This is a genomic window from Flavobacterium sp. (assembly GCF_032153895.1).
In the GTDB taxonomy this organism is placed as follows: domain Bacteria; phylum Bacteroidota; class Bacteroidia; order Flavobacteriales; family Flavobacteriaceae; genus Flavobacterium.
Window position 1 is genome coordinate 16,021 of record NZ_JALDYN010000006.1, and the last position, 26,176, is coordinate 42,196.

Here is a 26,176-nt window from a genome sequence, read left to right on the forward strand (position 1 = left end):
TTCAAAAACATAGCCACTCAGTTACTTAGTAACTCAGTCACTTAGATATAATGCAGCAGATAATCAACCAGCTTAACGAGGCACAACGCGCTCCGGTTTTACAGAAAGACGGACCAATGATTGTAATCGCGGGAGCCGGCTCCGGGAAAACCCGAGTACTTACCGTTCGTATTGCCAATTTAATTCATCAGAATGTAGATGCCTTCAACATTTTGGCGTTAACCTTTACCAATAAGGCAGCGCGCGAAATGAAGAAACGTATCACCGATATTGTTGGTCCCGAAGCCAAAAACCTTTGGATGGGAACTTTTCACTCGGTATTTGCTAAGATTTTGCGAATTGAAGCCGATAAATTAGGTTATCCAAGCAATTTTACGATTTATGATGCTCAGGATTCCGTGCGGTTGATTGGACAGATTATCAAGGAAATGCAGTTGGATAAGGATATTTACAAACCGAAACAGGTTTTCAGTAGGATTTCCTCGTACAAAAACAGTCTGATTACGGTAAAAGCCTATTTCAACAATCCAGAGTTAATCGAAGCCGATGCGATGAGCAAAAAGCCACGTATGGGCGAAATTTATCAGAATTATGTAGAGCGTTGTTTCAAATCCGGTGCTATGGATTTTGACGATTTACTGTTGAAAACCAATGAATTATTAAACCGTTTTCCGGATGTTTTAGCGAAATACCAAGACCGTTTTCGTTATATTTTGGTAGATGAGTACCAGGATACGAACCATTCGCAATATTTGATTGTTCGTGCTTTATCCGACAGGTTTCAAAACATTTGTGTAGTAGGAGATGATGCGCAGAGTATTTATGCCTTCCGTGGAGCGAACATCAACAATATTCTGAATTTCCAGAAAGATTACGACAATGTTCAAACGTATCGACTGGAGCAAAATTACCGTTCTACTAAAAACATTGTAGAAGCTGCTAATACCATTATTGATAAGAATAAAACGAAGTTGGATAAAGTAGTTTGGACAGCTAATGACTTCGGTCCGAAAATTAAAATCCACCGTAGTTTAACTGATGGGGAAGAAGGCCGATTTGTAGCCTCAACCATTTTCGAAGAAAAGATGCAACACCAAATGCACAACGGTCAGTTTGCGATTTTGTACCGAACTAATGCGCAATCTCGTGCGATGGAAGATGCTTTGCGTAAACGTGATATTCCATATCGAATTTATGGTGGATTGTCATTCTATCAGCGTAAGGAAATCAAAGACGTTTTGTGTTATTTGCGTTTGGTTGTCAATCCAAAGGATGAAGAAGCTTTGGTTCGCGTTATTAATTATCCAGCGCGTGGAATTGGCGATACTACGGTAGAAAAACTAACCGTTGCCGCGAATCATTACAAACGTTCCATTTTTGAAGTGATGGAACATATTGATAAAATCGACTTGAAACTGAATTCCGGAACGAAAAACAAATTGCAGGATTTCGTAACGATGGTTAAGAGTTTTCAGATTATCAACGAAAATCAGGATGCTTTTGTTTTAACCGATCATGTTACCAAGAAAACCGGTTTAATTCAAGAGTTAAAGAAAGACGGAACTCCGGAAGGAATCGCCAGACTTGAAAATATAGAAGAGCTATTAAACGGTATTAAAGATTTCACCGAAGGGCAGAAGGAAGTCGATGGTGCAAGAGGCGCATTAGCTGAATATTTGGAAGATGTCGCTTTAGCCACAGATTTAGATAACGACACAGGAGACGACGATAGAGTAGCACTAATGACAATTCACTTAGCTAAAGGGCTTGAGTTTCCAACTGTATTTATTGTTGGGATGGAAGAAGATTTGTTTCCAAGCGCGATGAGTTTAAACACCCGAAGCGAATTAGAAGAAGAGCGTCGTTTGTTCTACGTAGCCTTAACTCGTGCCGAACATCAAGCGTATCTCACGTATGCACAATCGCGTTACCGTTGGGGAAAACTGGTCGATAGTGAACCGTCGCGTTTTATCGAAGAAATCGATGATCAATACTTGGAATATTTAACACCGGTTGAAACTAATTATCGTTACAAACCGATGATTAATGCAGATATTTTCGGAGATGTGGATAAGTCAAAGTTGAGGTTAATTAAGCCGATTGCGGGAACACCACCGAAATATATTACGGATAATGAGCCAAAACCTAACTTAAATATTCGTAAATTGAAGCCAGTATCAGGTTCAGCTTCAGGAAATAAAACGAATTTGTTCGACGGAAATCTAGCGGTAGGCAATATTGTGATGCACGAACGCTTCGGAAAAGGACAAATTTTAAATTTAGAAGGAGCCGGAGCCGATAAAAAAGCCGAAATCAAATTTGACGTAGGCGGCATTAAAAAATTGTTATTGCGTTTTGCGAAATTAGAAGTGATTGGATAAGAAATACGTAAAGACTTATTATGGCTCAATTCATTAAATTATATCCTGAAAATCCGAACGAGAAGGAAATTGCGAAAGTAATTCGAGTGCTTCGTGACGGTGGTTTAATCATTTATCCAACCGATACCGTTTATGGATTAGGTTGTGATATTACCAACACGAAAGCTTTAGAGCGTATTGCAAAAATCAAAGGTATTAAGCTGGAAAAAGCTAACTTTTCTTTTGTTTGCCACGATTTAAGCAATATTTCCGATTATGTGAAGCAGATTGACACTTCAACGTTTAAAATCCTTAAAAGAGCTTTGCCTGGACCTTATACGTTTATTCTTCCGGGAAACAATAATCTTCCGAAGGAATTTAAGAAGAAAACGACCGTCGGTATTCGTGTACCCGATAATAATATTGCTTTGGAAATCGTCCGTCAGTTAGGAAACCCGATTGTTTCGACTTCCATTCACGATGAGGATGAGGTTTTAGAATATTCCACCGATCCGGAATTAATCTTTGAAAAATGGCAAAATCTAGTCGATTTGGTTATTGATGGTGGTTATGGAGACAACGAAGCGTCAACTATCATTGATTTATCCAACGGCGAACCGGAAGTAATTCGTGAAGGAAAAGGTAGTTTGGATGTTTTGTAGTATTCAGTATTCAGTATTCAGTGTTCAGGAAGTATTATTATATAAAAAAAGGATTCAACATTTGAATCCTTTTTATTTTCTAGATAAAGTTTGTCACTGCTAACTGAACACTGCTAACTGTGACTGCAAACTATTATTTGCTCAAATTCTTCATTTCTTTCTCTAACATATCATAGAACTGATCAATCTTAGGCATGATGATGATTCTTGTTCTTCTGTTTTTAGCTCTGTTAGCAGGCGTGTCGTTATCAACTAACGGAATGTAGAAGCTTCTTCCAGCTGGAATTAACTGTTTCGGATTCACTCCTAAATCTTTCTGTAAAACACGTACAATCGAAGTCGAACGCTTTACCGATAAATCCCAGTTATCTAATAATACTGCGTTTTTAATCGGCACATTATCCGTGTGACCTTCCACCATACATTCGAAATCCGGCTTACTGTTGATTACTTTGGCAACTTTTCCTAAAACACCTTTAGCTTTGTCGCTTACTTCGTAACTTCCCGATTTGAACAACAAATTATCCGCAATCGAAATCATTACCACACCTTTTTCAACGTTGATGTTAATGTCCGGATCGTCGATTCCCACTTCACGTTTTAAACTGGTCACTAATGCTAAAGTAACGCTGTCTTTCTTCGTTAAAGCATCCTGTAAACGCGAGATTTTCAAATCTTTCTCTTTTAAACTTTCCAAAGATTTTTCAAGATTTTCAGCGCCTTTTGTGGTTAAAACAGTCATTTCTTTAGAACTGTTAATCAAATCGGAGTTGTTCTTTTTCAGATACTCATTCTGACTTGACAAGGCTTCTTTTTCCGTTAAACAGGTATTCAGTTTTACGGTACAAGTGTTCAGTAAATCCTGAATTTCTTTGTTTTTGGCTTCTAATTCGGCTATTTTCTTCTTACTTCCGCACGAAGTTAAAGTTAATGCCACGACAGATAAGGCGATAAATAATCTTCTCATAATTAATTTTTTTAATAATGAATTACAAAGTTAGTAAGTTCTATAAGGCTTACACAAGTTTAAAACGATAAACTAATGTTAAAAATTAACATCAAAAATCTTACCGCTTTTTACGAAGTAACGATAAACAATCGATTTTATTTTGAAGTAGTTTTGCTTCTGAATCGCGTCTCTTTTAGCTAAAAACCTGAAAATGTGGCGATAAAAAGAAAAATGAGATTCTAAAACTGCCCACAAATGTTTGAATTTTCCTTGTGTTAAAAAACGAATTCCGGCAATTCCGTCTAAAGATAAGCGGATGAAAATGGTGGTAAAAAGTTGTCCTTTCGGAAGATTTTTAAGCAACATCCAAAGCGAATTTCTGAAATTCAGATACGTTTTCTTCGGATTTCCGGTATCTAAAGTAGCACCGCCAACGTGATAAACGGTTGAGGTTCCACAGTATTTGGCAATGTAGCCTTTGTTGAAAGCACGCCAACACAAATCAATTTCTTCCTGATGTGCAAAAAAGTCGGAGTCGAAGCCTTTCAGTTCATGAAAAACTTCTTTTCGGATGAAAAAACAAGCTCCGGAAGCCCAGAAAATAGGAGTGATGTCGTTGTATTGACCGTTGTCTTTTTCTAAGGTTTCAAAAATGCGACCGCGACAAAATGGAAAACCATATTTATCGATAAAACCTCCGGCAGCACCAGCATATTCAAAATAAGCCTTGTTCTTGAAATCGAGTATTTTGGGTTGGATAATTGCCGTTTCAGCTTCCGTTTCAAATAAATCTAAAATAGGTTTCAGCCAGTTTTCGGTTACTTCAATATCGGAGTTCACTAAAGCGTAAATAGGTTCTTCCACATACTGCAATGCTTCGTTGTAACCTTTAGCATAACCGTAATTTCCAGTGTTTTGAATGATTTTTACAGCAGGAAAATGCTCTTTTACATAAGCAACTGATTCATCCGTTGAGGCATTATCGGCTACATAAATTTCCGCTTCTTCAGAATGTTGAATCACGGAAGGCAGAAATTGCTCCAACAGCTTTACGCCGTTCCAGTTTAAGATGACTACTGCTATTTTTTTCAATTGACTTTGGTTATTCGGTTGTGAAATCTGGAAGATCGCGCAGAAACTGATATTGTTCTTTCTGAAAATCCATTTGGCAAAAATAATGATTTAAGCCATTGCTTACCATTAAATGTTTGGCTTCCAAAACCATATTGTAACGGGCAATCTGATCGAAAGTGTTTTGACTGATTGGAACTTCGGGCGCTTTGCATTCTACCAAAAGAAATATTTTTCCATTTGGTTCAAAAACAACTAAATCGTAGCGTTTACTTAAACAATTGATTTTAATAGTTTTTTCTACATTGATATAGGATTTTGGATAGTTTTTCTCTTGTAAAAGTAACTGAATTACGTGCTGACGCACCCATTCTTCCGGAGTGAGTACCACAAATTTTTTCCGGATTTCATCAAAAATCAAGACTTTATTTTCGCTATTTTTGAACCGAAACGAATAAGCAGGGAAATTCAGTTTTTGCATAAACAAAAATAAGTATTTCGAATAAACTGCCAACTGTTACCGAACACTGAATACTGAAAATGGACGAAGTACTAAGAATCATAAAAGACATACAAGCCGGAAACATCAAACCGATTTACTTTCTGATGGGCGAAGAGCCGTATTACATCGACAAATTATCGGAATACATTGAAGACAATATTCTTCAGGAACACGAACGCGACTTTAACCAAACGGTTCTGTACGGACGCGACGTTTCGATTGAAGATGTTATCGGAAATGCCAAACGTTATCCGATGATGGCGGACCGTCAAGTAGTGATTGTGAAAGAAGCGCAGGAATTGTCCAGAAACATTGAAAAACTGGAATTCTATGCTGAAAATCCGCAGCCAACGACGGTTTTGGTTTTCTGTTACAAATACAAAACCCTTGATAAACGTAAAAAAGTTACTAAGGTTTTAGAAAAGAACGGTTTGGTTTTCGAAAGTAAGAAGATGTACGAAAATCAGGTTGGAACTTGGCTTACAAGAGTTTTACAAGGTAAAAAGTTGAGTATTGAGCCAAAAGCTGCAGCCATGTTTGTTGATTTCCTCGGAACCGATTTAAGCCGAATCGCCAATGAAGTAGATAAATTAGCCATCATTTTAAAACCCGGCGACACTATTACACCGGCAATTATTGAAGAAAACATCGGTTTCAGTAAAGATTTCAATCCGTTTGAGTTGCGAAAAGCGATAGGAGAGAAGAACCAATTAAAAGCGTATCAAATCGCCGATCATTTTGCTAAGAATCCGAAGGATAATCCAATTGTAGTTACGATTGGTTTGGTTTTCAGCTTCTTTTCACAATTGTTACAGTACCATGGTTTGAAAGATAAAAGTCAGTCCAATGTAGCGAAGCAACTGAAAGTGAATCCATTTTTTGTAAAGGATTATGAGTTGGCCGCACGAAACTTCCCTATGAAGAAAGTCAGTGGTATAGTAGGCTCGTTAAGAACTATCGATGTAAAAAGCAAAGGAGTTGGTGCTAACAATTTAGACGAATCGGATTTATTGAAAGAGATGTTAGTTAAAATTTTTAATTAAATTAGTAGCACTAACCAAAAACAAATTCTATGAATCCAGTTCTTAAAAACATTCTGGCTTTTATTGTGGGAGCCATTGTTGGAAGTATTGTAAACGGCGCTTTAATTTCAATCAGCGGAAGTGTTATTCCGCCACCAGAAGGAGTCGATGTAAACAACCCTGAAAGTATTAAAGCTTCCATCCATCTTTATGAGAGCAAACATTTTATTTTTCCGTTTTTAGCACATGCACTAGGAACGTTTGTTGGTGCTGTTACGGCTTATTTGCTAGCTGCAACCGCTAAAATGAAAATTGCTATTGGAATTGGTGTTCTGTTTTTATTAGGGGGAATTGCAGCATGTTTCATGATTCCTGCACCAACTTGGTTTATTGCCCTTGATTTGATTGTAGCTTACATTCCAATGGGGTATTTAGGCGGAAAAGTAGGCGGAATGCTAAAAAAGTAGCCTTTTTTTAATACCGATTAATTTCCCGATATTTGCAACGAAAACTAAAGATGACTATAAAATGATGAATAAGAATACCGTATTGGGCTGGGCAACACTAATTATGATTCTAATGGGAATTTTAATCGTAGGATTAGCCATTTACCGTTATGACGATGTTGCCGGTTGGGGATTTGGTGCTGTCGGTATCGGGTTCTTCGCTATTGCCTGGGTTTTTAATGCGTTGAAAGGAAGGGTTTAAAAATAAACTTCTTATAATAAAAGAACCGAATCTGATGATTCGGTTTTTTTATAGACAACATTTTGATAAATGATTTAGAAATCATTTGATGTTCGATACTGTTTCATTGCGTGTGAAGGTTCAATTGAAATATGATTTTTCCAAATTTCCGGATCGTATTGGTTTAGTTTGATGAAATCAAAATCAGTTTCTTTAAAATTGGTAAAATCGGTATCTGAAATTTCTTCTTTTGTAATGGTAAGCAGTTCTGTTTTTGTGACTGTATTTCCTTCAACTTTAATATCTAATGCAACTACGTCCTTTTCCTCTTTTGTCAATTCGATAAATTTTAGAGGACGATTTACATAAAAATATTGGCCGCTTTCTTCATAGGCATATTGCAGATTGTAATTTTTGTTCAATCGGTCTTTCTTGAATAGAAGTGTTCCCTTGCTGATATTTTCGGAAGCTTTTACACCTAAGAGAAATTTTAAATTGAAACCGCTAACTTTTTTTCCTTCTGCTAATTCATAATTACACTTAATTACAGCATAATCTGATTCGTTTATATAAAGGGTTCCTTGGTAAATAGCCTTGCTTTTTCGTGGTGAAAATGAAATGACGTAAATAATATCATTCTCAGTATCATCGTATATGGTTTCCTGAAGTATATAGGAATACAAATTTGTTTCTGTAATAAAATTTAATTTGTGTTTATTAAAATATTGTTTCGCTAAAAATGTCTGAATTTTAAATTTGTTGCTAACTACTTTAGAAACAGCTTTCTTTTTGTCTTTTGAGTTGTATTCTTTATTTAAAGTCACAGTATCTCTAGAGCCAAATAATCCGCTTTTTACACGATAAAATTTTGTTGTATCCAAATGCTTTAGTAATAAATTTGTTCCGTTTTCTTCAATATCATCGAACGAAGCTGCACTCATGTTTCCTTTAATATTTGTGGCTTTTATGACATCAAGCTTCGACAGGAAAAAGGTTTTATCATCTTTAGTTTTTACTTTACCGGAATAATAATTACCGAGAATGTCTTTGTATTCCTGAGCTGGATTAGAAATGAATTTATTGGTAAAGTTTTTCAAATCAGCATTAACTTCTTTTAACTGACTCTTGCTAAATCCAGTTGATTTAGTAATATCTAAATTGAGTTTAGAAGGTTTGAAAATATCAGATTCTCTAAAAAATAATTTCCGCTTAGTACTTGATTCTAAAGATGTGTAATTTTTAGGAAGTCTGTTTTTGGCTTCAGTAATAATTTGTAGTGGATCAGGTTTTTTATTGCTAATCGTAATGTTCTCGAGTTCAAAACTGGCAGGCAATAAGGTGATAATTAAATGTTGGCTTTTTAATTCCGCTAATGTAAGTTGTTGAGAAACATATCCGATAAAGGAAACTTTTATCGAACTGGAAGATGAAATTTGATTTTCATTAAAGCTAAAATAACCTTCGTTGTTGGAGATTAATTCTGCTTGATTTTCAATTTTTACAGTTGCAAAAGGTAAAGGTTCGTTATTTCCGTTAAGGATTCGTGCTGTCAGATTCTGAGAATTACTCGTGATAGTAACAAGCAGCATTAAAACAGAAGATAAAAAGAACTGTTTCATACGATTAAAAAGATATGTTGCTGAAAAATAGAATTAGTCTTACATTTCTGCAAACATATCAATAATTTCGTACTTATTATATTGTCGTCGTCTTTTTAACTGAATTTAACTTTTCGGCTAAAATTATAATCAGCCCGCCAGCAGTATAAGCTACTAAATCCAACCATTCAAACGAACTTCCCAAAACAATTTTAGCAATTTTTGATTCTTCCAAACCTAATAAATGCACAAAGTTGAAATATTGTAACAACTCAATGAGGTAAGAGAAGAGCAAAACACAAACCACAAACCACTGCAGTAACAGTTTTTACTTTTACAAATGATTTTAAAAAGCAATAGAGTAAAATTACTACCAATACATCGCCCAAATAAGGTCTAATGAAGTTGTCACGAATGCAGACTGCAATTAAAACTTCTGTAATGAATAATAATAGTGTCCAAATTGCATATTTAACGTTGAATTCAAATTTCATAGAACACTTTTCTTAAGAACCGCTCCAAGGCATTCCAAAAATTCCAACTGCTAAATCAATCCAAAGAATAACCAAAGCTAATGCAATTGCAATGCAAATTAGAATTCTGTTTTTGCGGTTTGGTATTTTTCTTATCGCTAGATCAATCAGGAAGCCAGTTCCAAAAAGCAATGCTCCGGCAATTACAAAATCGCCAACAGACCAATTTACTTCCGGTGTGAATTGCATTGCAACAAACGGAATTACTAACAGAATACTTGTTATTAACGCAACAACAGTCAAATTTTTAGTTTTCATATTTTGCTGATTTTTAGATTATTAGACAAATGTAAAAATAAACTTTGAAATACAAAGTACTTTTAAATAAAATTTATTTTTTACTTTTGTGAAGATAAAATTCACATCATGAATTACTTTGTAAAAGAAACGTCAATTGTAAGAAAGATATGGGGAAAGAGCGATACCATTCTTTTTATCTTCGCCGGAGCTTCCGCAGAATTTGCTTTAAATAAGGCGGTGGATTGGTTGTATTATACCGGAAAATTACCTTCAGATCCATTGGGAAGATTATTCTCTACTGTTGAATACGCCCGAAAAATTGTTTTTGCATCAGAAGAAAATGCTTTGAAAGCAATTGACATGATGCGTCAGATTCATTCCGCAGTGGAAAAATCTCGAGGAGCTTCCATTCCGGATTGGGCGTATCGCGATGTGTTATTCATGCTGATTCATTATTCGATTTCCGCTTATGAAGTACTCGAAAGCAAACTGTCTGAAGAGGAAAAAGAAGAAGTGTACAACGTATTTTATCGAGTAGGAATAAGAATGGGCTTGAAAGAACTTCCGTCAAATTATATGGATTGGTTGCCGGTTCGGGAACAACATCTGAAAGAGAATCTTCAAAAAAGTAATTTCACAGAAGATTTATTCAAACAATACCGAAAATATTTAGGATTGTTCCGTTACAGATTGTTGTTGGAAGCTCAGAAATTAGTTGTTCCATCGGTTGTAAGTCGACTGTTGAATTTTTCCGGCATTAAACTGTTGCCACCAGTTCTAATTCTTTATAAAATTTGCAAAAAGATTAAAATTGACTCTTTTCTGAAGAATCTTCTTTTACCTAAAAATTATAAAAAACAAATCGCCGAACTTGATATTGTTCATTAAGTTAATGTTATGATTTTATTGTAATTGAATTTTTTTAACAGTAATTAACGCAAACCACTTGTTTGTGTGCAGTAACTTTATGTAGCTTTGCACTATAATGAAGAAATTTTTGTACAGCTACTTTTTGCTTTTGGCTCTATTCCTGTTCGGCGGGAATACCAATGTATTGGCAAATGCGGTACATCAGAAAGAAACAACTAAAGTTTCAGTTCAGCATCAGGATTTATCAAAACTTTTTCTGCATCTTGAAGATGTTGAAACAACTAATTTAGTTTCCGTTTTATTTGATGACGACGATGATTTAGACTTCTTCACCCTAGAAAAAGAAGGCGAAGAAGAAAGTCTTGATTCTTATAAAAAATACTTCATTGGTGGGAATTGCTTTTTTTCCCTTTATTACCAGTCTTTACCCGAAGTTCCATATACCAAATTAAAGGAAACCCTTCTTTTCAGTAAAGAATTATTCAGTCTTTCAGCAACCAAAAGGTATGTTGTCTTTCGAGTATTTCGAATATGATTTCACGCCTGTTGGATAGTACTTTTTCCAACACTTTACTTAAGCTTTTGTCCCGTTTTAATTGATTGGGACGCACTAATTTATTTCAAATTTAAGTTCAGTATTATTTATGAAAAAAGCATTTATGCTATTAGGATTGTGTGGCTTATTGTCAATGGTAAGCTGCAAACATGAAGGAGAAGAAGAGAAAGAATCAAACGAATTCTTAACGACTTCACCACTGCAAAAAGATACTTTAATTACTAAGGATTATGTTTCTCAGATTCAATCCATTAGACATATCGAATTGCGTGCTCAGGAGCGCGGTTATTTAGAAAAAATTTATGTAGACGAAGGACAATTTGTTCACAAAGGACAAGTTTTATTTCAGGTTATGCCGAAGCTGTACGAAGCTGAAATGCAACGTGCCAAAGCCGAAGCCAATTTTGCTCAAATCGAATACCAAAACACCAAACGTTTAGCAGATGGAAACGTTGTAGCTCCAAACGAATTAGCCATGGCAAAAGCTAAGTTAGATAAAGCAAAAGCCGAATTACAGTTAGCACAAACACATTTAGATTTAACCCAAATCAGAGCGCCATTTGACGGTATCGTTGACCGATTTGTGGTTCGTTTAGGAAGTTTGGTTGAAGAAGGCGATTTGCTTACCAATCTTTCAGACAATAGTAAAATGTGGGTTTATTACAATGTTCCGGAAGCGGAATATTTAGATTTCAAAGCCAATTCAAACGGTTCAGTGAAAGAGAAAGTGAATCTTGTAATGGCAAACAATAAGTTTTTCGACTATCCGGGAATGGTTGAAACAGTTGAAGCAGACTTCAATAACGAAACCGGAAACATTCCTTTCAGAGCGACTTTCCCAAATCCGAAAGGGTTGTTGCGTCATGGCGAAACCGGAAACATTCAGGTTACTTTACCATTGAAAAACGCTTTATTGATTCCACAGAAAGCCACATTTGAAGTTTTGGACAAAAAGTATGTTTTTGTAATCGACAAGAACAGCGAAGTAAAATCCAGAGAAATTAAAATTGTTGCAGAACTACCTCATTTGTATGCTGTTAGCGGTATATCGGTAAACGACAAAATACTACTTGAAGGATTACGTCAGGTAAAAGAGAACGAGAAGATTCACGCCAAATTCCACCAGCCGGAACAAGTGATTTCGAATCTTGAACTATACGCTGAGTAACCGATTGTTAATCCTAAAAGTTTAGTAAAATGTTTAGTAGATTTATACATCGACCTGTATTTGCTATTGTCATTTCGGTCGTAATTCTATTTGTCGGTTCCTTGGCTATCAAGCAATTACCGATTTCGCAGTTTCCACAAATTGCGCCTACAACTGTTAATATTTTCATCGCGTATCCAGGTTCGAGTGCCGATGTTTTGGTGAAATCCACATTAATTACCTTAGAAAACTCTTTGAATGGCGTACAGGATATGCGTTATATCGCTACCGATGCCACCAGTGCCGGTGAAGCAACCTTGCGTATTATTTTTGAACCGGGAACTGATCCGAGTGAAGCCGTAATTCGGGTGAAAACCAGGGTCGATCAGGTGATGCCGCTTCTGCCGGAATTAGTTCAGCGTGAAGGAGTTATTATTACACCGATTCAGCCGAGTATGTTGATGTACGTAAACCTCTATGCTAAAGACAAAAGCATGGACGAGAAGTTTTTGTACAACTACGCCAGTGTGAAAATGATTCCTGAAATCAACCGTATTAAAGGAGTTGCCCGTTCTCAGATTTTAGGAAGCAGAACGTATGCGATGCGTGTTTGGTTGAAACTGGACAGAATGCGTGCGTACAACATTTCCGTAGAAGAAGTAATGGATGCTTTGAAAGAACAGAGTATCATCGGAAGACCGGGTAGGATAGGACAAAGTTCGGGTATTTCCGCGCAATCGTTAGAATATGTTTTAACGTACAAAGGACAATACAACAAGCCAGAACAATACGATAAAATCGTTGTACGAGCCAATTCCAAAGGGGAAAGCATCCACTTAAAAGATATCGCCACGACAGAGTTAGGAAGTGAATTCTTCGATATTTATTCCAATTTGGACGGACATCCATCAGCAGCAATCGTGTTGAAGCAAAACTACGGAAGTAACGCCAGTGATGTAATTGCAGAAGTAAAAGCCCGTCTTGAGGAAATGAAAGCTACGTTTCCACCAGGCATGGATTATAAAATCAGTTATGACGTTTCGCAATTCCTTGACGCTTCGATTGAGCAAGTGATTCATACGCTTCGAGATGCGTTTATTTTGGTTGCCCTTGTGGTGTTTGTATTTTTAGGAGATTGGCGTTCGACCTTGATTCCTATTTTGGCGGTGCCGGTTTCCTTAATCGGAGCCTTCTTTGTGATTCAGTTCTTCGGATTGTCGATTAACCTCGTAACCCTTTTTGCCCTTGTACTGGCCATCGGAATTGTAGTCGATGATGCGATTGTCGTCGTCGAAGCCGTTCACGCCAAGTTTGATGAAGAACCGAATATCACGCCGTATAAAGCAGTTAAGAAAGTATTGGGAGAAATCAGTGGAGCAATTATCGCGATTACTGCGGTAATGGTTTCCGTTTTCTTACCGATTTCCTTCATGTCCGGACCGGTAGGAACTTTCTACCGACAGTTTTCCATCACCATGGCGAGTTCGATTGTAATTTCGGCTATTATCGCATTAACCTTAACTCCGGTTTTGTGTGCGATGTTATTAAAGAATCATCACGGACATCCGAAGAAAAGCAATATTGTAACAAAAGCTTTAGACGCCTTCAACAGAGGCTTTGATAAACTTACCGGAAAATATGTAACGATTTTAAAATCCATTGTAAACCGAAGATGGCTAACTTTTGGAATTCTCTTAGTTTTCTGTGGAGCCATCTTTGTCGAAAACCAAATTTTACCTTCTGGATTTATTCCGAGTGAAGATCAAGGAACGATTTATGCCATAGTTCAAACACCACCGGGTTCCACTTTAGAGCGTACCAATCAGGTTTCTCAGAAATTGCAGAAAATCTGTGAATCTGTAGATGGAATTGAATCGGTTTCATCTTTGGCGGGCTATGAAATCATGACTGAAGGACGTGGTTCGAATGCCGGAACGTGTCTTATCAACTTAAAAGAATGGTCTGACCGTGATAAAAACGTAAAAGAAATCATGGAAGAACTGGAAGAAAAAACCAGAGGCTTAGGAGCGGTTATTGAGTTCTTTGAGCCACCGGCCATTCCGGGATTTGGTTCTTCAGGAGGTTTCTCGATGCGTTTGTTGGATAAAAATACCGATACTGATTACCATGAGTTCGACCGTGTGAACAAAGAATTCATGAACAATTTGAGTAAGCGAAAAGAGCTAACAGGTTTGTTTACATTCTTCGCAGCTAATTATCCGCAGTTTGAATTGGAAGTGGACAATGATTTGGCGATGCAGAAAGGTGTTTCCATCGGGAAAGCTATGGAAAATCTGAACATTTTGATTGGTAGTACGTACGAGCAAGGATTTATCAAATTCGGACGTTTCTTCAAAGTGTATGTACAATCCGATCCGAAATACAGAAGATTACCGTCAGACATCCTGGATTTGTATGTGAAAAATGATCAGGGCGAAATGGTACCGTATTCGGCTTTCATGAAATTGGTTAAATCACAAGGACCGAATGAGATTACACGTTACAATATGTATAATTCATCAGCTATTCAAGGTTTACCGGCTAAAGGATATACAACGGCAGATGCAATTGATGCAATCAAAATAGTAGCTAAAGAAACATTACCAAACGGATACGACATCGCTTGGGAAGGACTTTCGTATGATGAAGCACTTCGCGGAAACGAATCGTTGTATGTTTTCTTAGTGGTTTTGGTATTCGTGTATTTAGTTTTAGCCGCTCAATATGAAAGTTTTATAATTCCGTTGGCGGTAATTTTCTCGTTACCGGTTGGAGTTTTTGGTTCGTTCTTATTACTGCAATTAATGGGCTTACAGAACGATATTTATGCCCAAATCGGATTGATTATGCTCGTCGGTTTACTCGGTAAAAACGCAGTATTGATAGTCGAATTTGCTATTCAGAAACATCAGGAAGGTTTAACGGTTTTAGAAGCCGCTATTGAAGGTTCAAAAGTACGTTTCAGACCTATCTTGATGACATCGTTCGCTTTCATCGCAGGGTTGATTCCGTTGATTATCGCAAGTGGAGCAGGAGCCATCGGTAATAAAACCATTGGTGCCTCGGCATTGGGCGGAATGTTATTCGGAACGCTTTTCGGAGTAATTATTGTTCCGGGCTTGTATTACATCTTCGGAACCTTGGCCGATGGCAGAAAACTTATTAAAAACGAAGACGAAAGTACATTGTCCGCAGACTTTGTACAGCTTATTGATAATTTCAAAGAAGAAGAAGATGACGATCAGCTTGAAGAAAATCAGAAAAATGAAAAAAAATAGTATGATGAAATACTTAGCAATTGCAGCAATTGTTTTAAGTGTAGTAAGTTGTAAAACTCCAAGTACAGCTGAAAGGCAATCGAATCTTAAACTACCAGAACAATATTCGACGTCTAGCGATACTGTAAATACGGCAAAAGAAAAATGGAGTGCGTATTTTTCGGATACCAATTTGAAAACCCTAATTGAAACTGCATTGGCAAACAATCAGGAGTTAAATATTGCCATGCAGGAAATCGAAATTGCCCGTAACGAAGTGAAAACCCGAAAAGGAGAATATTTACCATTCGTAGGATTGCGCGGCGGAGCAGGAGTGGATAAAGTTGGTCGTTATACCAGTAAAGGGGCCAATGATGCTACGACCGAAATCAAACCCGGAGTGGAAACACCAGAACCGCTTCAGGATTACATGGTTGGTGCTTATGCGACATGGGAAGTAGATGTTTGGGGAAAATTGCGCAATGCTAAAAAATCGGCTATAAGTCGTTATTTGGCTTCTGTAGAAGGCAGAAATTTTATGGTAACGAATCTTATTTCGGAGATTGCAGATTCGTATTATGAATTAATTGCGCTAGACAATCAGTTGGAAATTGTAAATCAGAATATTGCCATTCAGAATAATGCTTTTGAAGTAGTAAAATTACAGAAAGAAGCCGCACGAGTTAATGAATTGGCAGTTCGCAGGTTTCAGGCTCAAGTGTTGGATACGAAAAGTCTGCAATTCAATATCCTTCAGAAGATAACCGAAACCGAAAACCGAATTAACTTTTTGGTAGGCCGATTTCCTCAGCATGTTGATAGAGATGCATCAACGTTCTTTGCTTTTAATCCGAAAGAAGTTCACATAGGTATTCCGGCTCAACTGTTGGAAAACCGACCAGATATCAAACAGGCTGAATTGGAACTTCAGGCAACAAAATTTGATGTAAAATCTGCAAAGGCACGTTTTTATCCATCATTGGGAATTTCGGCAGGAGTTGGTTTTCAGGCGTTCAAACCTTCGTATTTGTTTACAACTCCGGAATCGTTGCTTTACAATGTTGTAGGTGATTTAGCAGCTCCGTTATTGAACCGAAATGCAATTAAAGCAAGTTTCAACACAGCCAATGCCAAACAGATTCAGGCGGTTTACGAATACGAAAAAGTACTTTTAAATGCGTATGTTGAAGTAAGCAATCTGCAGAATAAAATTGAAAATTCCAGAAAAGCTTTTGAGTTGAAAGCACAACAGGTTGAAGCGATGAATCAATCGGTTACTATTGCAAACGATTTGTTCAAATCAACCCGAGCTGATTATATGGAAGTTTTGTTAACACAACGCGATGCTTTGGAATCCAAATTCGATCTTGTAGAAACTAAAATGCAGCAAATCAACGCGATGATTGCTGTGTATCGCGCTTTAGGAGGCGGCTGGAAGTAATTTTTCGAAGTCTCAATTATTTAAAAAGCCATCTTGCAGATTGTAAGATGGCTTTTGTTTTATAGCTGATTTTGAGAATGATTTTTATTTCATGGAATGTAGTCCAATTGTATTTCCTTCGGTGTCCATAATTATGGAGCAGAAACCATAATCTCCGATTGCCATTTTAGGTTGGCAAACTTTTCCACCGGCATTTTCCACCCGATTTTCTTCCATTGAGCAATCTTCACAAGCGAAATAAACTAATGTTCCACCAGCACCGGCTGTCATGTCATCCATTTTTACCAAAGCTCCGCTAATGTTTCTTTCACCTTCAGCCCAAGGAAAGCTTAGCATTTGCATGTTATCCATTCCGTCAGGCATCGGGAGTGATGTCATTTGAATATCCAGAACAGTTTCATAAAATTTTTGAGCTCTGTTCATATCATTTACATAGATCTCAACCCATGTAAACGGATTTTTTGATTGATTTGCCATGATTTTCAAGTTTTTTTGTTGAGTATTATAAAGATACCAAGATTTTTTTGAGAAAATAACAAGTAATTCGTCTTATTATGGACAGAGCTAGTTATGGTTTTAAACCGCTTTTAGCAAATGTTATTTGTTTTTTTCTTTGCGTAATTCGTATTCTTGAATTTCTGCTGAAATTTTTTCAATATCTTGTTTTAATTGTCTTCCTTCAATTGTTGAAATTTTTTCCAAAACAACCCTTGTCCCTATATTTGTGTGAGTTGTTAAGGATACAAAATATTCGCGTCCATTTTTGAAATCTATTTCGACATCACCATTTCTGGTAAATGAAGTTGCATTAATCTTGAGTAAACCTTCTTTTTTTATTTTTTTAGTGATAACACTGTATTCTGATATTTTAAAGTTTTCATCATTATAGGATAAAGTATATTTTCCACCAACTAATCCTGCTTTCATATAAGTCCAACCGCTAGGATTTTCACCTTTGCAAATAAAATGAATTAAAGCATAATCCGCATTTTCATCAAAAGTGTTATTGCTTTTACCCCATAATTCATCCATGCTTGAAGAATTGTTATAGAAAATACGTGCTTTTAATCTATAACAAGAACTTCCAAAGCTCGGCTCTTTTAATTCGTCTATCAGAATAATATTTGAATTGTTAGCTTTTGCAGCATTTTTTGCATCATTTAGAACCTCTTCTTTTGAGCATTTTGTTGAAAAACCAGAATCACCGATTTTTATATCACCGATTTTCTTAGATTCTTTTGGAAGTTTACTTTCATTATAAACAATAAAAACCTCCTCGTTGTTAAGTTTTTCCCTTTGAAAGTTATTAGTTAAGTTGGTCTTCAATGAAGTTCCACAAGATGTAAAAAGTACACCTGTAAATAAAATTGCTAAAATTTTAATTCTCATTTTTTATCTAATATTTGCTAACGTTTCTGCGGCTTGAAACCGTTGCGGCAATTTACGATTTAATTTCTTATGAAATGCGGTTTTGGAAAATCCGATGGATTTTCAACTGAAAGCTAAAACCAGCAATGGTTTTAAACCGCTGTTAACTGTTGTTCTTTTTTTCTTTTCTTTAATTTGGTTGTTCCGATTTTTCTTTTAAATTTGTAACCATTGTGTAAGGTTAAACAATTTGGTTATGAGTGAGTATTTAACACTTTCGGAAACTGCTGAGTATATTGGTAAAAGTAAAGAAACTTTAAGGCGTTGGGATAAAGAAGGAAAATTGACTGCAGTTCGTGAACCTATGAGTAATTATAGGGTTTACAGAAAATCTGAAGTTGATACTTTATTTGCTGATTTTTTAGAAGATAATGTTAAAGAAACTGTTTCAAACTATGTTGAACCAAAGAATGAATATACTGTTTTGGAACTTTTTGCTGGAGCTGGTGGTTTAGCTGTTGGTATGGAAAAAGTTGGTTTGAAATGTGTAGCTTTAAATGAAATTGATAAATGGGCTTGCCAAACATTAAGAAAAAATCGTCCAAATTGGAATGTCTTAGAAGGAGATATTAAATCTTTTAGTTTTACTGAATATGAAAACAAAGTTGATATTGTAACTGGTGGATTTCCTTGTCAGGCATTTAGTTATGCTGGAAAAAAATTAGGTTTAGCCGACGCAAGAGGAACTTTGTTTTATGAATTTGCTAGAGTTGTTAAGGAAGTAAATCCTCCGATTTGTATTGGTGAAAATGTTCGTGGCTTGCTGAGTCACGAAAATGGTAAAACGCTTCAAGGAATGATTTCTATTTTGGATGAAATTGGATATAATGTTGTTCCTGTTCAAGTTTTAAAAGCAATAAATTTTAATGTTCCGCAAAAACGTGAACGATTAATTTTAGTTGGAATTAGAAAAGATATTGATTTAAAATATGAATATCCAAAACCTTATAAGAGAGTTTATAATTTAAAAGATGCTTTGAAAAAAGGTGAATTATTCGATTGTGATGTTCCAAAATCAGAAGGTTCAAAATACCCAAAAAGCAAAATTGATGTTTTGAAATTAGTACCACAAAAAGGTTATTGGAGAGATTTACCTTTAGATATTCAAAAAGAATTTATGGGAGGAAGTTTCCATCTTGGTGGTGGAAAAACTGGGATTGCAAGAAGAATAGGTTGGGATGAACCTTGTTTAACATTGACTTGTAGTCCTGCACAAAAGCAAACAGAAAGATGTCATCCCGAAGAAACTCGACCGTTTACGGTTCGAGAATATGCGAGAATTCAAACTTTTCCAGACGATTGGAAATTTGAAGGCTCTATAGCTCAACAATATAAACAAATAGGAAATGCTGTTCCTGTAAATTTGGGTAAAGAAGTTGGGTATTCGATTGTCAAATTTTTAAATCAATATTATGCTAAATTAAAAATGGAATAAAGGTGAGTTTTTAATTTCTTCAGCTAGTTCATCACATCCTATTTTTATAAAATCTTTTGTGTCAAGATTATTTATCGTTTCATGTAATGCAGAAACAAGTCCATCATAGAAATTTGGATATCCTGTTATTCTGTGCCAAAATTCTTTTCCAACTATAACTGGATGAAATTTGTCAATTTCTTTATAATGCATACTTAGTTCAGAAGTTTCTCCATAAAGCACACCCACAATGAAATCTGTATTGTTTACATCTTTTAACGCTCTGTTAGTTCTCGCTAACTGAATTGTGTTTGTGAACTTTTTGATTAATGGTTTTACATCCTCTGAATTTATAGTGTTTGGACCAGATTTTAATTGGCACCATTTTTTTCTATTATCGATTTTGTCATGAAATTCAATATCCATTCCAGGTATTAATGAACCATCAGCAATTTGGAGTTCAACAAACATATTTTGAATTCTTGTTCCAAATGAAGTATTTATTGAAGTTCCTAAAACTCGTGGATAATAAAGAGCTTTTGCTACACCTTCCGGACTATAATTACCTTCTAAAACTTTTGACAAATATTTTACTACAATAGGATTAATATTATAAGATTTGAGTTTTGAATGAACTTTTAGTGCAGCGTTGATATGATTTTCAAAAATATAAGTATCGAAATACGCAACTATTTCAATTAAAAGTTCTTTTTCTGTTCTACTATTTGCCATTTGATAATAATAATTTATTTCTAATGGCTAAAAATAACACTTTTTGTTTAAGTTCTATAGTTTAGAGCTAATTTCTATCTAGTGAGGTAGAATAACAGTTAACGTTTACCGGCTTTGAGCAGGTGGGGATTTTTGTTACTGTTGCTTACAAATATACCGAAAAGATTGAAAGAGTAAACCTTACTTCGGAGAAGAAAGTGCAAACACTGGCTCTTCCTATTATAGACCGAACCCCACTTGCACAAAACCGCTGTTATAAGCCGTTTTTATTTATACTGATAAAATGCAATTCTTCCCTTGTTTTCTGGCTTGTCAACTCGGATTAATTTTTCTGTTTGGTAAACATTTAAAATTTTTAGAGTGTCTTGACCATCTATAATTTGATTTAGTTTTTCATCTAGTTTGATCATAAATCCTATTCCAATTTTTTCTCTATCAATAGTGTCCAACTCTATTTGGTATTTAGGGTATAAATTGTATTCACCATATTTATATTCATGTATTTTCTCTAGAGTTCCTTCAGGATATATTATAAACGAGTATTCTAAATCATGAAATTCTTTATCCACAACGAAAGGATGAGTAATTTCATTACCGTTAGTTATTTCTTTTACATTGTTAAAATCTTCAATAGTTCTCTTACTAATGTCATGATTAAAAACAATGTATTTTGCAGTAATCTTTGAGTTTTTAGGAAGTTTTGATTGATTGCAACTTACTATTGATATCAATAGTAGTAATAACGTAAATGTTTTAAATGAAGGTTTCGTTTTCATAAAATGGCTTATAACGTCCCGCCGGCTTTGAGCTGGCGAGGAGTTTTATTGCTGATGCTTACAAATATACCGAAAAGATTGGAAGAAAAATTTTCAAACGAAAGAGAAAGTGCAAAGACTGTCTTTTCCTATTATAAACCAAAGCCTCGCTCGCTCAAAACCGCTGTTAGCCGTTCGTACTTCTTTCTATTTAGATTTGTTTTTCGATTTCACTCGAATTTATTTTCATTACTTTTTCAATTTGCTCTTTCCAAGTTTCTCTTTTATTCACAACAAATTCTTCCGTAACGTTGTCTTTTGTCTTAATATATATTCCATTATTTATTAAGCCCATAGTTTTTCTAAAATCAGTTTTGTCAATTTCGTTCAGTTCAATTATTTTCTGGTGTCTTTTCGCAAAATTAATTGCATTTGTTTGAAAAATAATTTTATTCTCGAGTAAATACAAAGTACCACCAACTGAAATATTGTCTTTAAAGTGATTTGCTAATCCTGAATAAACTATTGATTTTTTGTCTATTTTTTCAAACTCTTCACTAAAATCAATTTTTGAAAACAGTTTGAAATATGAAACAATACTAAAAGTTAAGAAGCAAAAAACTGATGCCACAATTGCAATTTCTTTTTTGCCGGTAGCATAACAATATATTCCAACTATAATTCCAAAAACTAATCCCGATAAAAGTGAATATTTTAGTTTTTTCATTAATTTTTATTTGTTTACAGTGTTTTACGTTCTGTTTTTTTAGTATGACGGCTAACGTTTTGAGGCTTAAAACCTGTTGCGGCAATTTACGAATTATTTGTTATGAAATGCGGCGCTTGAAAATCCGCAGGATTTTCATTTGAAGTTAAAACCGAGCAATGGTTTTAAACCGCTGTTAGCGGCAGTTCTACCAATTATATCCATATTGTTTGCAGCTATTATGTATTTCTTTAATCGCATTTAATACTTCGTCCAAATCCAGTAATTCACCGCGAAATATTAAAGTGTTATTAAATGAATTATATCCACGATCAATTCTTTCGTGACTTTTTCCGAGAAGATCTGGATTCATCGCCAAGTCAATATAAGAACCTTGACCATCATACCATTCCTCAATTCGACTATCATAATGTTCGAAATGATTTCGAAATCTACGTTCGGAAATAGGGTTGTCGTCTTTGATTTGAAGTATTTGTCTTAATTTTTCACCACGCTTTGCATGTCTGTTGTATGTTGGCCAAAGAATCTTTGAAACGTTTCCAGCAGCTACAAGAATGGATTGAATTGAGCCCCACACTTCAATGTTATCTAAATTGTCATTTGCAGTTTGTAAGCGTTCACCTGCTCTTTGTGCAATTTTTGATTGTAACACAATTTCACTAACAAAACTCATCTCTTGAAGTCTGTTCATTTTATAGGCTAATTATTCACTATTGTTGTTTAAGAATTGCCGCTAACGTGTTGCAGCTTGGTAAAGTTGCGGAATTTTATTACTGTTGCTCACAAATATACCGAAAAGGTTTGAAAGAAAATACGTCTTTCGGAGAAAGAATGCAAAACAGAAGTTTCTTGGTAAAGACTGAACCAGCAATTTTGCCAAACTGTTGTTAGCGACTGTTTTTCTAATCAATTTTTCCAGAACACATCCGTTAAATAAAAAACAGTGTCAATAAAGTAAAGAATTTCATTTTGAGTTAACACATTTTCATCATGTAGATCTTCCAAAATTATCCCTAGTTCTCGATTGATATAATCATTATTTCGATTGTTTTCGAAACCATTTAAAGTTAAAAAAGTTTTTACCTTTGAAAGGTCAGTATTTGAAGTAATTGAAACGTAATTTTGTTTTACAACTGCATAAAGCGTTTCATTATCTTTAGTAAAACCAAGTAATTCGTATGCTGTGTCGGAGAAAAAGTAGTTGTGTAATAGCAAATTATAAAAGTAATCTTTCCAAGAACTGTAATAAATCGCGTCATTAAGCTTTAAAACATGTTCACTATCATTTAGATATACTTTTTGTTCGGCTCCTTCACTTACATATTGTGTAAAATCAATATTGTGAATCCAAAGGTTTTCTTTAGAAATATAATTTTCTAACCTCGTTGTTTCTTGACTTTTGAAATGCTTGTCGATTTCAATAATTGAGCTTGTTTTCTCGCCATCATTAAGGTAACAGGCGATTGCTTGGATAATTGCTCCAAACCTAACTTCGCTCTTTCCTGAAAGGATATTGTGTAATTCATTTTTTAACTCATTTTGCATTTACAAATATAATTAAAATTTTCAAGATTTCGCGTGGCCCAAAATAGTCGCTAACGTCCCGCCGGCTTTATAAAGTTGGGGATTTTTTTCCCGAACCATTCCATTAAGACTGAAGTCAAATGTACGAAAAGATCATTCCATTAAACACTCAAGCCCCAATTTTATAAAACCGCTGTTAGCGGTAGTTATCTTTTTTGTATATATATTCAACCGTAACATTAGAATTTTTATCAGACGATAAAATTTTGAATTCTCTTTCATTGTTTTCAACAACATCGTTGTAAATAGTATCTACATTTTGTTCATTCAAGTGTTCAATTTTTATATCGCTTTTGATTCCATTAAATTTTGGTCTTCTATTAAATAAAATGTATTTACATTCAGAAATCCATTTTATTTTATGCTTAACAGTTCCGTATTTACTACTAACTATTTCTTTTTTCTCTGTTCGCTTTACAATAAACTCAACTTCTTTAATTTTTATTGTAAACACTCCAGTTTTCAAATTTTTACAACTTTGAGCGTTCAAAATATTGCAAAAAAAGAATGTTAATATAATTAGATATCTCATTTTAAAACTGTCGCTTAAATAATTACCGCTAACGTGTTGCGGCTTGAAACCGTTGTGGCAATTTACGAATTATTTGTTATGAAATGCGGTTTTGGAAAATCCGAAGGATTTTCAACAAATATCTAAAACCAACAATGGTTTTAAACCGCTGTTAGCAGCTGTTATTTTTTATTTAACTCCTTACAATTATTAATCATTTCTAAATCTTTCGCGGAAATTTGCCTTATAGATTTGTCAAAGCAATCAATTATTGAATAAAAAGTAGCAACTTGAAAATCTGTTCGCTTTGATTCTGTTATATGAAAACTTCCATCAATAATTTCGAATTTAAAATTAATTCTTTCACCTTTTATTCCAGATATATATGAGATTAGGAAATTTAAACAATTAATTACTTCATTTAAGTAAATCGTTGGTAGTTGATTTTCATTCAAATTGTTAATTAATTGATGAGAATGTAAGTCTTTACTTTTTGATATTTTTATTTCAATATGACCATAATGTCCAGTATATTTTTGGTAAAAACCAACACCGTTGATTTCGGAATAATCCCAATCTTTTATTCTCGAATTAATATTGTATAACTCGGTTGAATTTGGAAAATCATTTCTTAAGTATGTTTTTTCTCCCATAGTTTGGCATAATAGCTGCTAACGTGTTGCGGCTTAAAACCGTTGCGGCAATTTACGACAAAATATGTTATGAAAATCGGTTTTGGAAAATCCGAAGGATTTTCAACAGAAAGCTAAAACCAGTAATGGTTTTAAACCGCTGTTAGCAGTAGTGCATTAATCTTATTTTGCTTTGCCTTTCTCACGAATTGATTTAGCTAACGCAAATGAAATCATAGCAATTATACCACTGTAAATTACTGCAGAAAAATCAATCCCGCTTCCTGGTGTTTTGGTTGAAAAAAAATAAATGTTAAAAGCGATTACTGGTCCAAAAGCAACAATATTGGCTATGATTGAGTTGTATTTATTCATTTCTAAATTTTTTTAAAAGTTCATAGAACTTATTGAACGAAATCAGTTCATTAAAGTTATTTTTTTCAAGTATCATGTTTTTGTAACCAGAAGTTGACTCATTATAATTCAATTCGCTAGCTACAAAATCATTAAATTCTTCCCATTTAGGTAGCGTATTTTCTTTTATATCATTATTTAAGCAGTATAAATTATAACCGTTGATATTATTGCATAAAGTTGATAATTTTTTATCCCCAATATATAACTGAGGCTTTTCTTGAATTAAATCTAAAAGCTTATATATATTATTTTGATTTTTCATTATGATTTTACAATTTTGGTCGCATTACTGCTAACGTTTCTGCGGCTTGAAACCGTTGCGGCAATTTACGATTTTTTTGTTATGAAATGCAGTTTTGGAAAATCCGAAGGATTTTCAACTGAAGACTAAAACCAGCAATGGTTTTAAACCGCTGTTAGCTGTAGGTTTTATTTATCATAAGAAATAATGAATTCATTCTCTATTTCCAATATGCTTCGCTTTTTACTGCTTAAAAATGATAAAGATTGATATTTAGTTGAACCCTTGTAATAATAGTCTAGATAGAAAATTGATATTTCACCAATTGCATGGTTATTAGTTTCGTTGTTTTCAGCAATTTCGGTTACATTTTTCGGCTGTTGAACGTCATTTGTGTTTAAAACTAAATTAATTCTCTTCTTTAAATTCTCGGATTCTACAATCTTTTCTATTTCAGTTTTGTATGCGTTTGTTTTGCTTATAAATTCTTTTCCTTTTGATGAATATTCATCTCCTTGAAAAAAGATCTCGGAAGATTTATTTGTGATTTCAGTTTCTACTTCAGACAAATAATTTAGATAGTTTTTAGTTAGACTATCATATTTTACAATTTCACTATTCTTTGAGCTTTCACGAACCTTACGATTTAAGTTTTCAATTAAATAAGAGTTGTACTTGTTGTTGTCATTAATTAACACTCTGGAGGTTACGTCAGATTCACTTTTAGATTTGTCATTAGAATTACAAGAAACTAAAATTAAAGTGATTAAAATTAAGATGTTTTTCATTTTTACGTTTTTACAAACTTACAGCTAACGTCCAGCCGGCTTTGTGTTGTTG

At 34.7% G+C, this 26,176-nt stretch carries 30 protein-coding genes; 11 read left to right on the forward strand and 19 right to left on the reverse strand.

The genetic code is table 11. From position 1 onward, the window contains the following. Window positions 1-50: 50 nt before the first annotated feature. Together RUH60_RS03800 and RUH60_RS03805 are read left to right on the forward strand one after the other, a co-directional pair. Window positions 51-2,381: an ATP-dependent helicase gene (locus RUH60_RS03800; RefSeq protein ID WP_313805598.1), complete on the forward strand. Its 2,331-nt coding sequence runs from the start codon at window positions 51-53 to the stop codon at window positions 2,379-2,381. 20 nt (window positions 2,382-2,401) lie between these two features. Next, window positions 2,402-3,022: an L-threonylcarbamoyladenylate synthase gene (locus RUH60_RS03805; protein ID WP_313805600.1), complete on the forward strand. Its 621-nt coding sequence runs from the start codon at window positions 2,402-2,404 to the stop codon at window positions 3,020-3,022. 133 nt (window positions 3,023-3,155) lie between these two features. On the opposite strand, the gene RUH60_RS03810 is transcribed toward RUH60_RS03805, so the two are convergent. From RUH60_RS03810 to RUH60_RS03820, 3 genes are all read right to left on the reverse strand, one after another. After that, window positions 3,156-3,989, reverse strand: coding sequence for a flagellar motor protein MotB (locus tag RUH60_RS03810; protein WP_313805602.1), 834 nt, complete (start codon window positions 3,987-3,989; stop codon window positions 3,156-3,158). Window positions 3,990-4,067: 78 nt separating this feature from the next. Next, entirely contained in the window at window positions 4,068-5,063 is a 996-nt protein-coding gene (locus RUH60_RS03815; RefSeq protein WP_313805604.1) for a glycosyltransferase family 2 protein, read from the reverse strand. A gap of 10 nt (window positions 5,064-5,073) precedes the next feature. Then, window positions 5,074-5,523, reverse strand: a complete 450-nt coding sequence (locus RUH60_RS03820; protein ID WP_313805606.1) for a type I restriction enzyme HsdR N-terminal domain-containing protein — start codon at window positions 5,521-5,523, stop codon at window positions 5,074-5,076. A 59-nt stretch (window positions 5,524-5,582) separates the two neighbouring features. Here RUH60_RS03820 and holA point away from each other — a divergent pair, with 59 nt between their 5' ends. The 3 genes from holA to RUH60_RS03835 all read left to right on the forward strand — a co-directional run bounded on the left by holA (window position 5,583) and on the right by RUH60_RS03835 (window position 7,274). After that, window positions 5,583-6,587, forward strand: coding sequence for a DNA polymerase III subunit delta (gene holA, locus RUH60_RS03825; RefSeq protein ID WP_313805608.1), 1,005 nt, complete (start codon window positions 5,583-5,585; stop codon window positions 6,585-6,587). Between the two features lie 29 nt (window positions 6,588-6,616). Beyond that, window positions 6,617-7,033, forward strand: a complete 417-nt coding sequence (locus tag RUH60_RS03830; RefSeq protein WP_313805610.1) for a hypothetical protein — start codon at window positions 6,617-6,619, stop codon at window positions 7,031-7,033. A 64-nt stretch (window positions 7,034-7,097) separates the two neighbouring features. After that, window positions 7,098-7,274: a CAL67264 family membrane protein gene (locus RUH60_RS03835; RefSeq protein ID WP_313805612.1), complete on the forward strand. Its 177-nt coding sequence runs from the start codon at window positions 7,098-7,100 to the stop codon at window positions 7,272-7,274. A gap of 74 nt (window positions 7,275-7,348) precedes the next feature. On the opposite strand, the gene RUH60_RS03840 is transcribed toward RUH60_RS03835, so the two are convergent. From RUH60_RS03840 to RUH60_RS03855, 4 genes are all read right to left on the reverse strand, one after another. Next, window positions 7,349-8,872 carry a carboxypeptidase-like regulatory domain-containing protein gene (locus tag RUH60_RS03840; protein WP_313805614.1) on the reverse strand — a complete coding sequence of 508 codons (1,524 nt, stop codon included), beginning with the start codon at window positions 8,870-8,872 and terminating at the stop codon, window positions 7,349-7,351. 76 nt (window positions 8,873-8,948) lie between these two features. Beyond that, the gene (locus tag RUH60_RS03845) at window positions 8,949-9,158 is read right to left on the reverse strand and encodes a DUF2809 domain-containing protein (RefSeq protein ID WP_313805616.1); all 210 of its coding nucleotides are present in this window, start codon (window positions 9,156-9,158) and stop codon (window positions 8,949-8,951) included. After that, complete coding sequence (locus RUH60_RS03850) at window positions 9,124-9,345, reverse strand: DUF2809 domain-containing protein (protein WP_313805618.1); 222 nt, start codon at window positions 9,343-9,345, stop codon at window positions 9,124-9,126. The genes RUH60_RS03845 and RUH60_RS03850 overlap by 35 nt, the downstream gene beginning before the upstream one ends. A gap of 12 nt (window positions 9,346-9,357) precedes the next feature. Further along, window positions 9,358-9,642, reverse strand: coding sequence for a hypothetical protein (locus RUH60_RS03855; RefSeq protein WP_313805620.1), 285 nt, complete (start codon window positions 9,640-9,642; stop codon window positions 9,358-9,360). Between the two features lie 108 nt (window positions 9,643-9,750). Between RUH60_RS03855 and RUH60_RS03860 the strand changes: the two genes are divergently transcribed. From RUH60_RS03860 to RUH60_RS03880, 5 genes are all read left to right on the forward strand, one after another. Beyond that, complete coding sequence (locus RUH60_RS03860) at window positions 9,751-10,512, forward strand: oxygenase MpaB family protein (RefSeq protein ID WP_313805622.1); 762 nt, start codon at window positions 9,751-9,753, stop codon at window positions 10,510-10,512. A 97-nt stretch (window positions 10,513-10,609) separates the two neighbouring features. Then, complete coding sequence (locus tag RUH60_RS03865) at window positions 10,610-11,029, forward strand: hypothetical protein (RefSeq protein WP_313805624.1); 420 nt, start codon at window positions 10,610-10,612, stop codon at window positions 11,027-11,029. Between the two features lie 109 nt (window positions 11,030-11,138). Beyond that, window positions 11,139-12,218: an efflux RND transporter periplasmic adaptor subunit gene (locus RUH60_RS03870; RefSeq protein WP_313805626.1), complete on the forward strand. Its 1,080-nt coding sequence runs from the start codon at window positions 11,139-11,141 to the stop codon at window positions 12,216-12,218. Window positions 12,219-12,247: 29 nt separating this feature from the next. Further along, window positions 12,248-15,475, forward strand: coding sequence for an efflux RND transporter permease subunit (locus RUH60_RS03875; protein WP_313805628.1), 3,228 nt, complete (start codon window positions 12,248-12,250; stop codon window positions 15,473-15,475). Window position 15,476: 1 nt separating this feature from the next. Beyond that, complete coding sequence (locus RUH60_RS03880; protein ID WP_409559649.1) at window positions 15,477-16,895, forward strand: TolC family protein; 1,419 nt, start codon at window positions 15,477-15,479, stop codon at window positions 16,893-16,895. Between the two features lie 84 nt (window positions 16,896-16,979). Here the strand turns inward: RUH60_RS03880 and RUH60_RS03885 are convergent, their stop codons facing one another. Then, a complete protein-coding gene (locus tag RUH60_RS03885; RefSeq protein ID WP_313805630.1) occupies window positions 16,980-17,372 on the reverse strand; it encodes a VOC family protein in 393 nt (130 codons plus the stop codon). A 120-nt stretch (window positions 17,373-17,492) separates the two neighbouring features. Beyond that, the gene (locus RUH60_RS03890; protein WP_313805631.1) at window positions 17,493-18,284 is read right to left on the reverse strand and encodes a hypothetical protein; all 792 of its coding nucleotides are present in this window, start codon (window positions 18,282-18,284) and stop codon (window positions 17,493-17,495) included. Between the two features lie 235 nt (window positions 18,285-18,519). On the opposite strand from RUH60_RS03890, the gene dcm reads away from it, so the two are divergent. After that, entirely contained in the window at window positions 18,520-19,758 is a 1,239-nt protein-coding gene (gene dcm / locus RUH60_RS03895) for a DNA (cytosine-5-)-methyltransferase (protein ID WP_409559650.1), read from the forward strand. Here dcm and RUH60_RS03900 read toward each other — a convergent pair. The 10 genes from RUH60_RS03900 to RUH60_RS03945 form a co-directional block, all read right to left on the reverse strand. Beyond that, window positions 19,744-20,469, reverse strand: coding sequence for a PmeII family type II restriction endonuclease (locus tag RUH60_RS03900; RefSeq protein WP_313805635.1), 726 nt, complete (start codon window positions 20,467-20,469; stop codon window positions 19,744-19,746). The two genes, dcm and RUH60_RS03900, sit on opposite strands and share 15 nt — an antisense overlap. 266 nt (window positions 20,470-20,735) lie before the next feature. Further along, on the reverse strand, window positions 20,736-21,245 hold the full coding sequence (locus RUH60_RS03905) for a hypothetical protein (protein ID WP_313805637.1): 510 nt from the start codon (window positions 21,243-21,245) through the stop codon (window positions 20,736-20,738). 190 nt (window positions 21,246-21,435) lie between these two features. Further along, a complete protein-coding gene (locus RUH60_RS03910; RefSeq protein WP_313805639.1) occupies window positions 21,436-21,951 on the reverse strand; it encodes a hypothetical protein in 516 nt (171 codons plus the stop codon). 187 nt (window positions 21,952-22,138) lie between these two features. Beyond that, window positions 22,139-22,642, reverse strand: a complete 504-nt coding sequence (locus tag RUH60_RS03915) for a hypothetical protein (protein WP_313805641.1) — start codon at window positions 22,640-22,642, stop codon at window positions 22,139-22,141. A 215-nt stretch (window positions 22,643-22,857) separates the two neighbouring features. Next, entirely contained in the window at window positions 22,858-23,496 is a 639-nt protein-coding gene (locus RUH60_RS03920; RefSeq protein WP_313805643.1) for a hypothetical protein, read from the reverse strand. Window positions 23,497-23,671: 175 nt separating this feature from the next. Beyond that, entirely contained in the window at window positions 23,672-24,001 is a 330-nt protein-coding gene (locus RUH60_RS03925) for a hypothetical protein (protein ID WP_313805645.1), read from the reverse strand. Window positions 24,002-24,228: 227 nt separating this feature from the next. Beyond that, window positions 24,229-24,699: a hypothetical protein gene (locus RUH60_RS03930; protein ID WP_313805647.1), complete on the reverse strand. Its 471-nt coding sequence runs from the start codon at window positions 24,697-24,699 to the stop codon at window positions 24,229-24,231. Between the two features lie 162 nt (window positions 24,700-24,861). Then, window positions 24,862-25,053 carry a hypothetical protein gene (locus RUH60_RS03935; RefSeq protein ID WP_313805649.1) on the reverse strand — a complete coding sequence of 64 codons (192 nt, stop codon included), beginning with the start codon at window positions 25,051-25,053 and terminating at the stop codon, window positions 24,862-24,864. Beyond that, window positions 25,046-25,357 carry a hypothetical protein gene (locus RUH60_RS03940; RefSeq protein WP_313805651.1) on the reverse strand — a complete coding sequence of 104 codons (312 nt, stop codon included), beginning with the start codon at window positions 25,355-25,357 and terminating at the stop codon, window positions 25,046-25,048. Before RUH60_RS03940 ends, RUH60_RS03935 begins: the two co-directional genes overlap by 8 nt. 167 nt (window positions 25,358-25,524) lie before the next feature. Beyond that, window positions 25,525-26,124, reverse strand: a complete 600-nt coding sequence (locus tag RUH60_RS03945) for a hypothetical protein (RefSeq protein WP_313805653.1) — start codon at window positions 26,122-26,124, stop codon at window positions 25,525-25,527. Window positions 26,125-26,176: the final 52 nt, after the last annotated feature.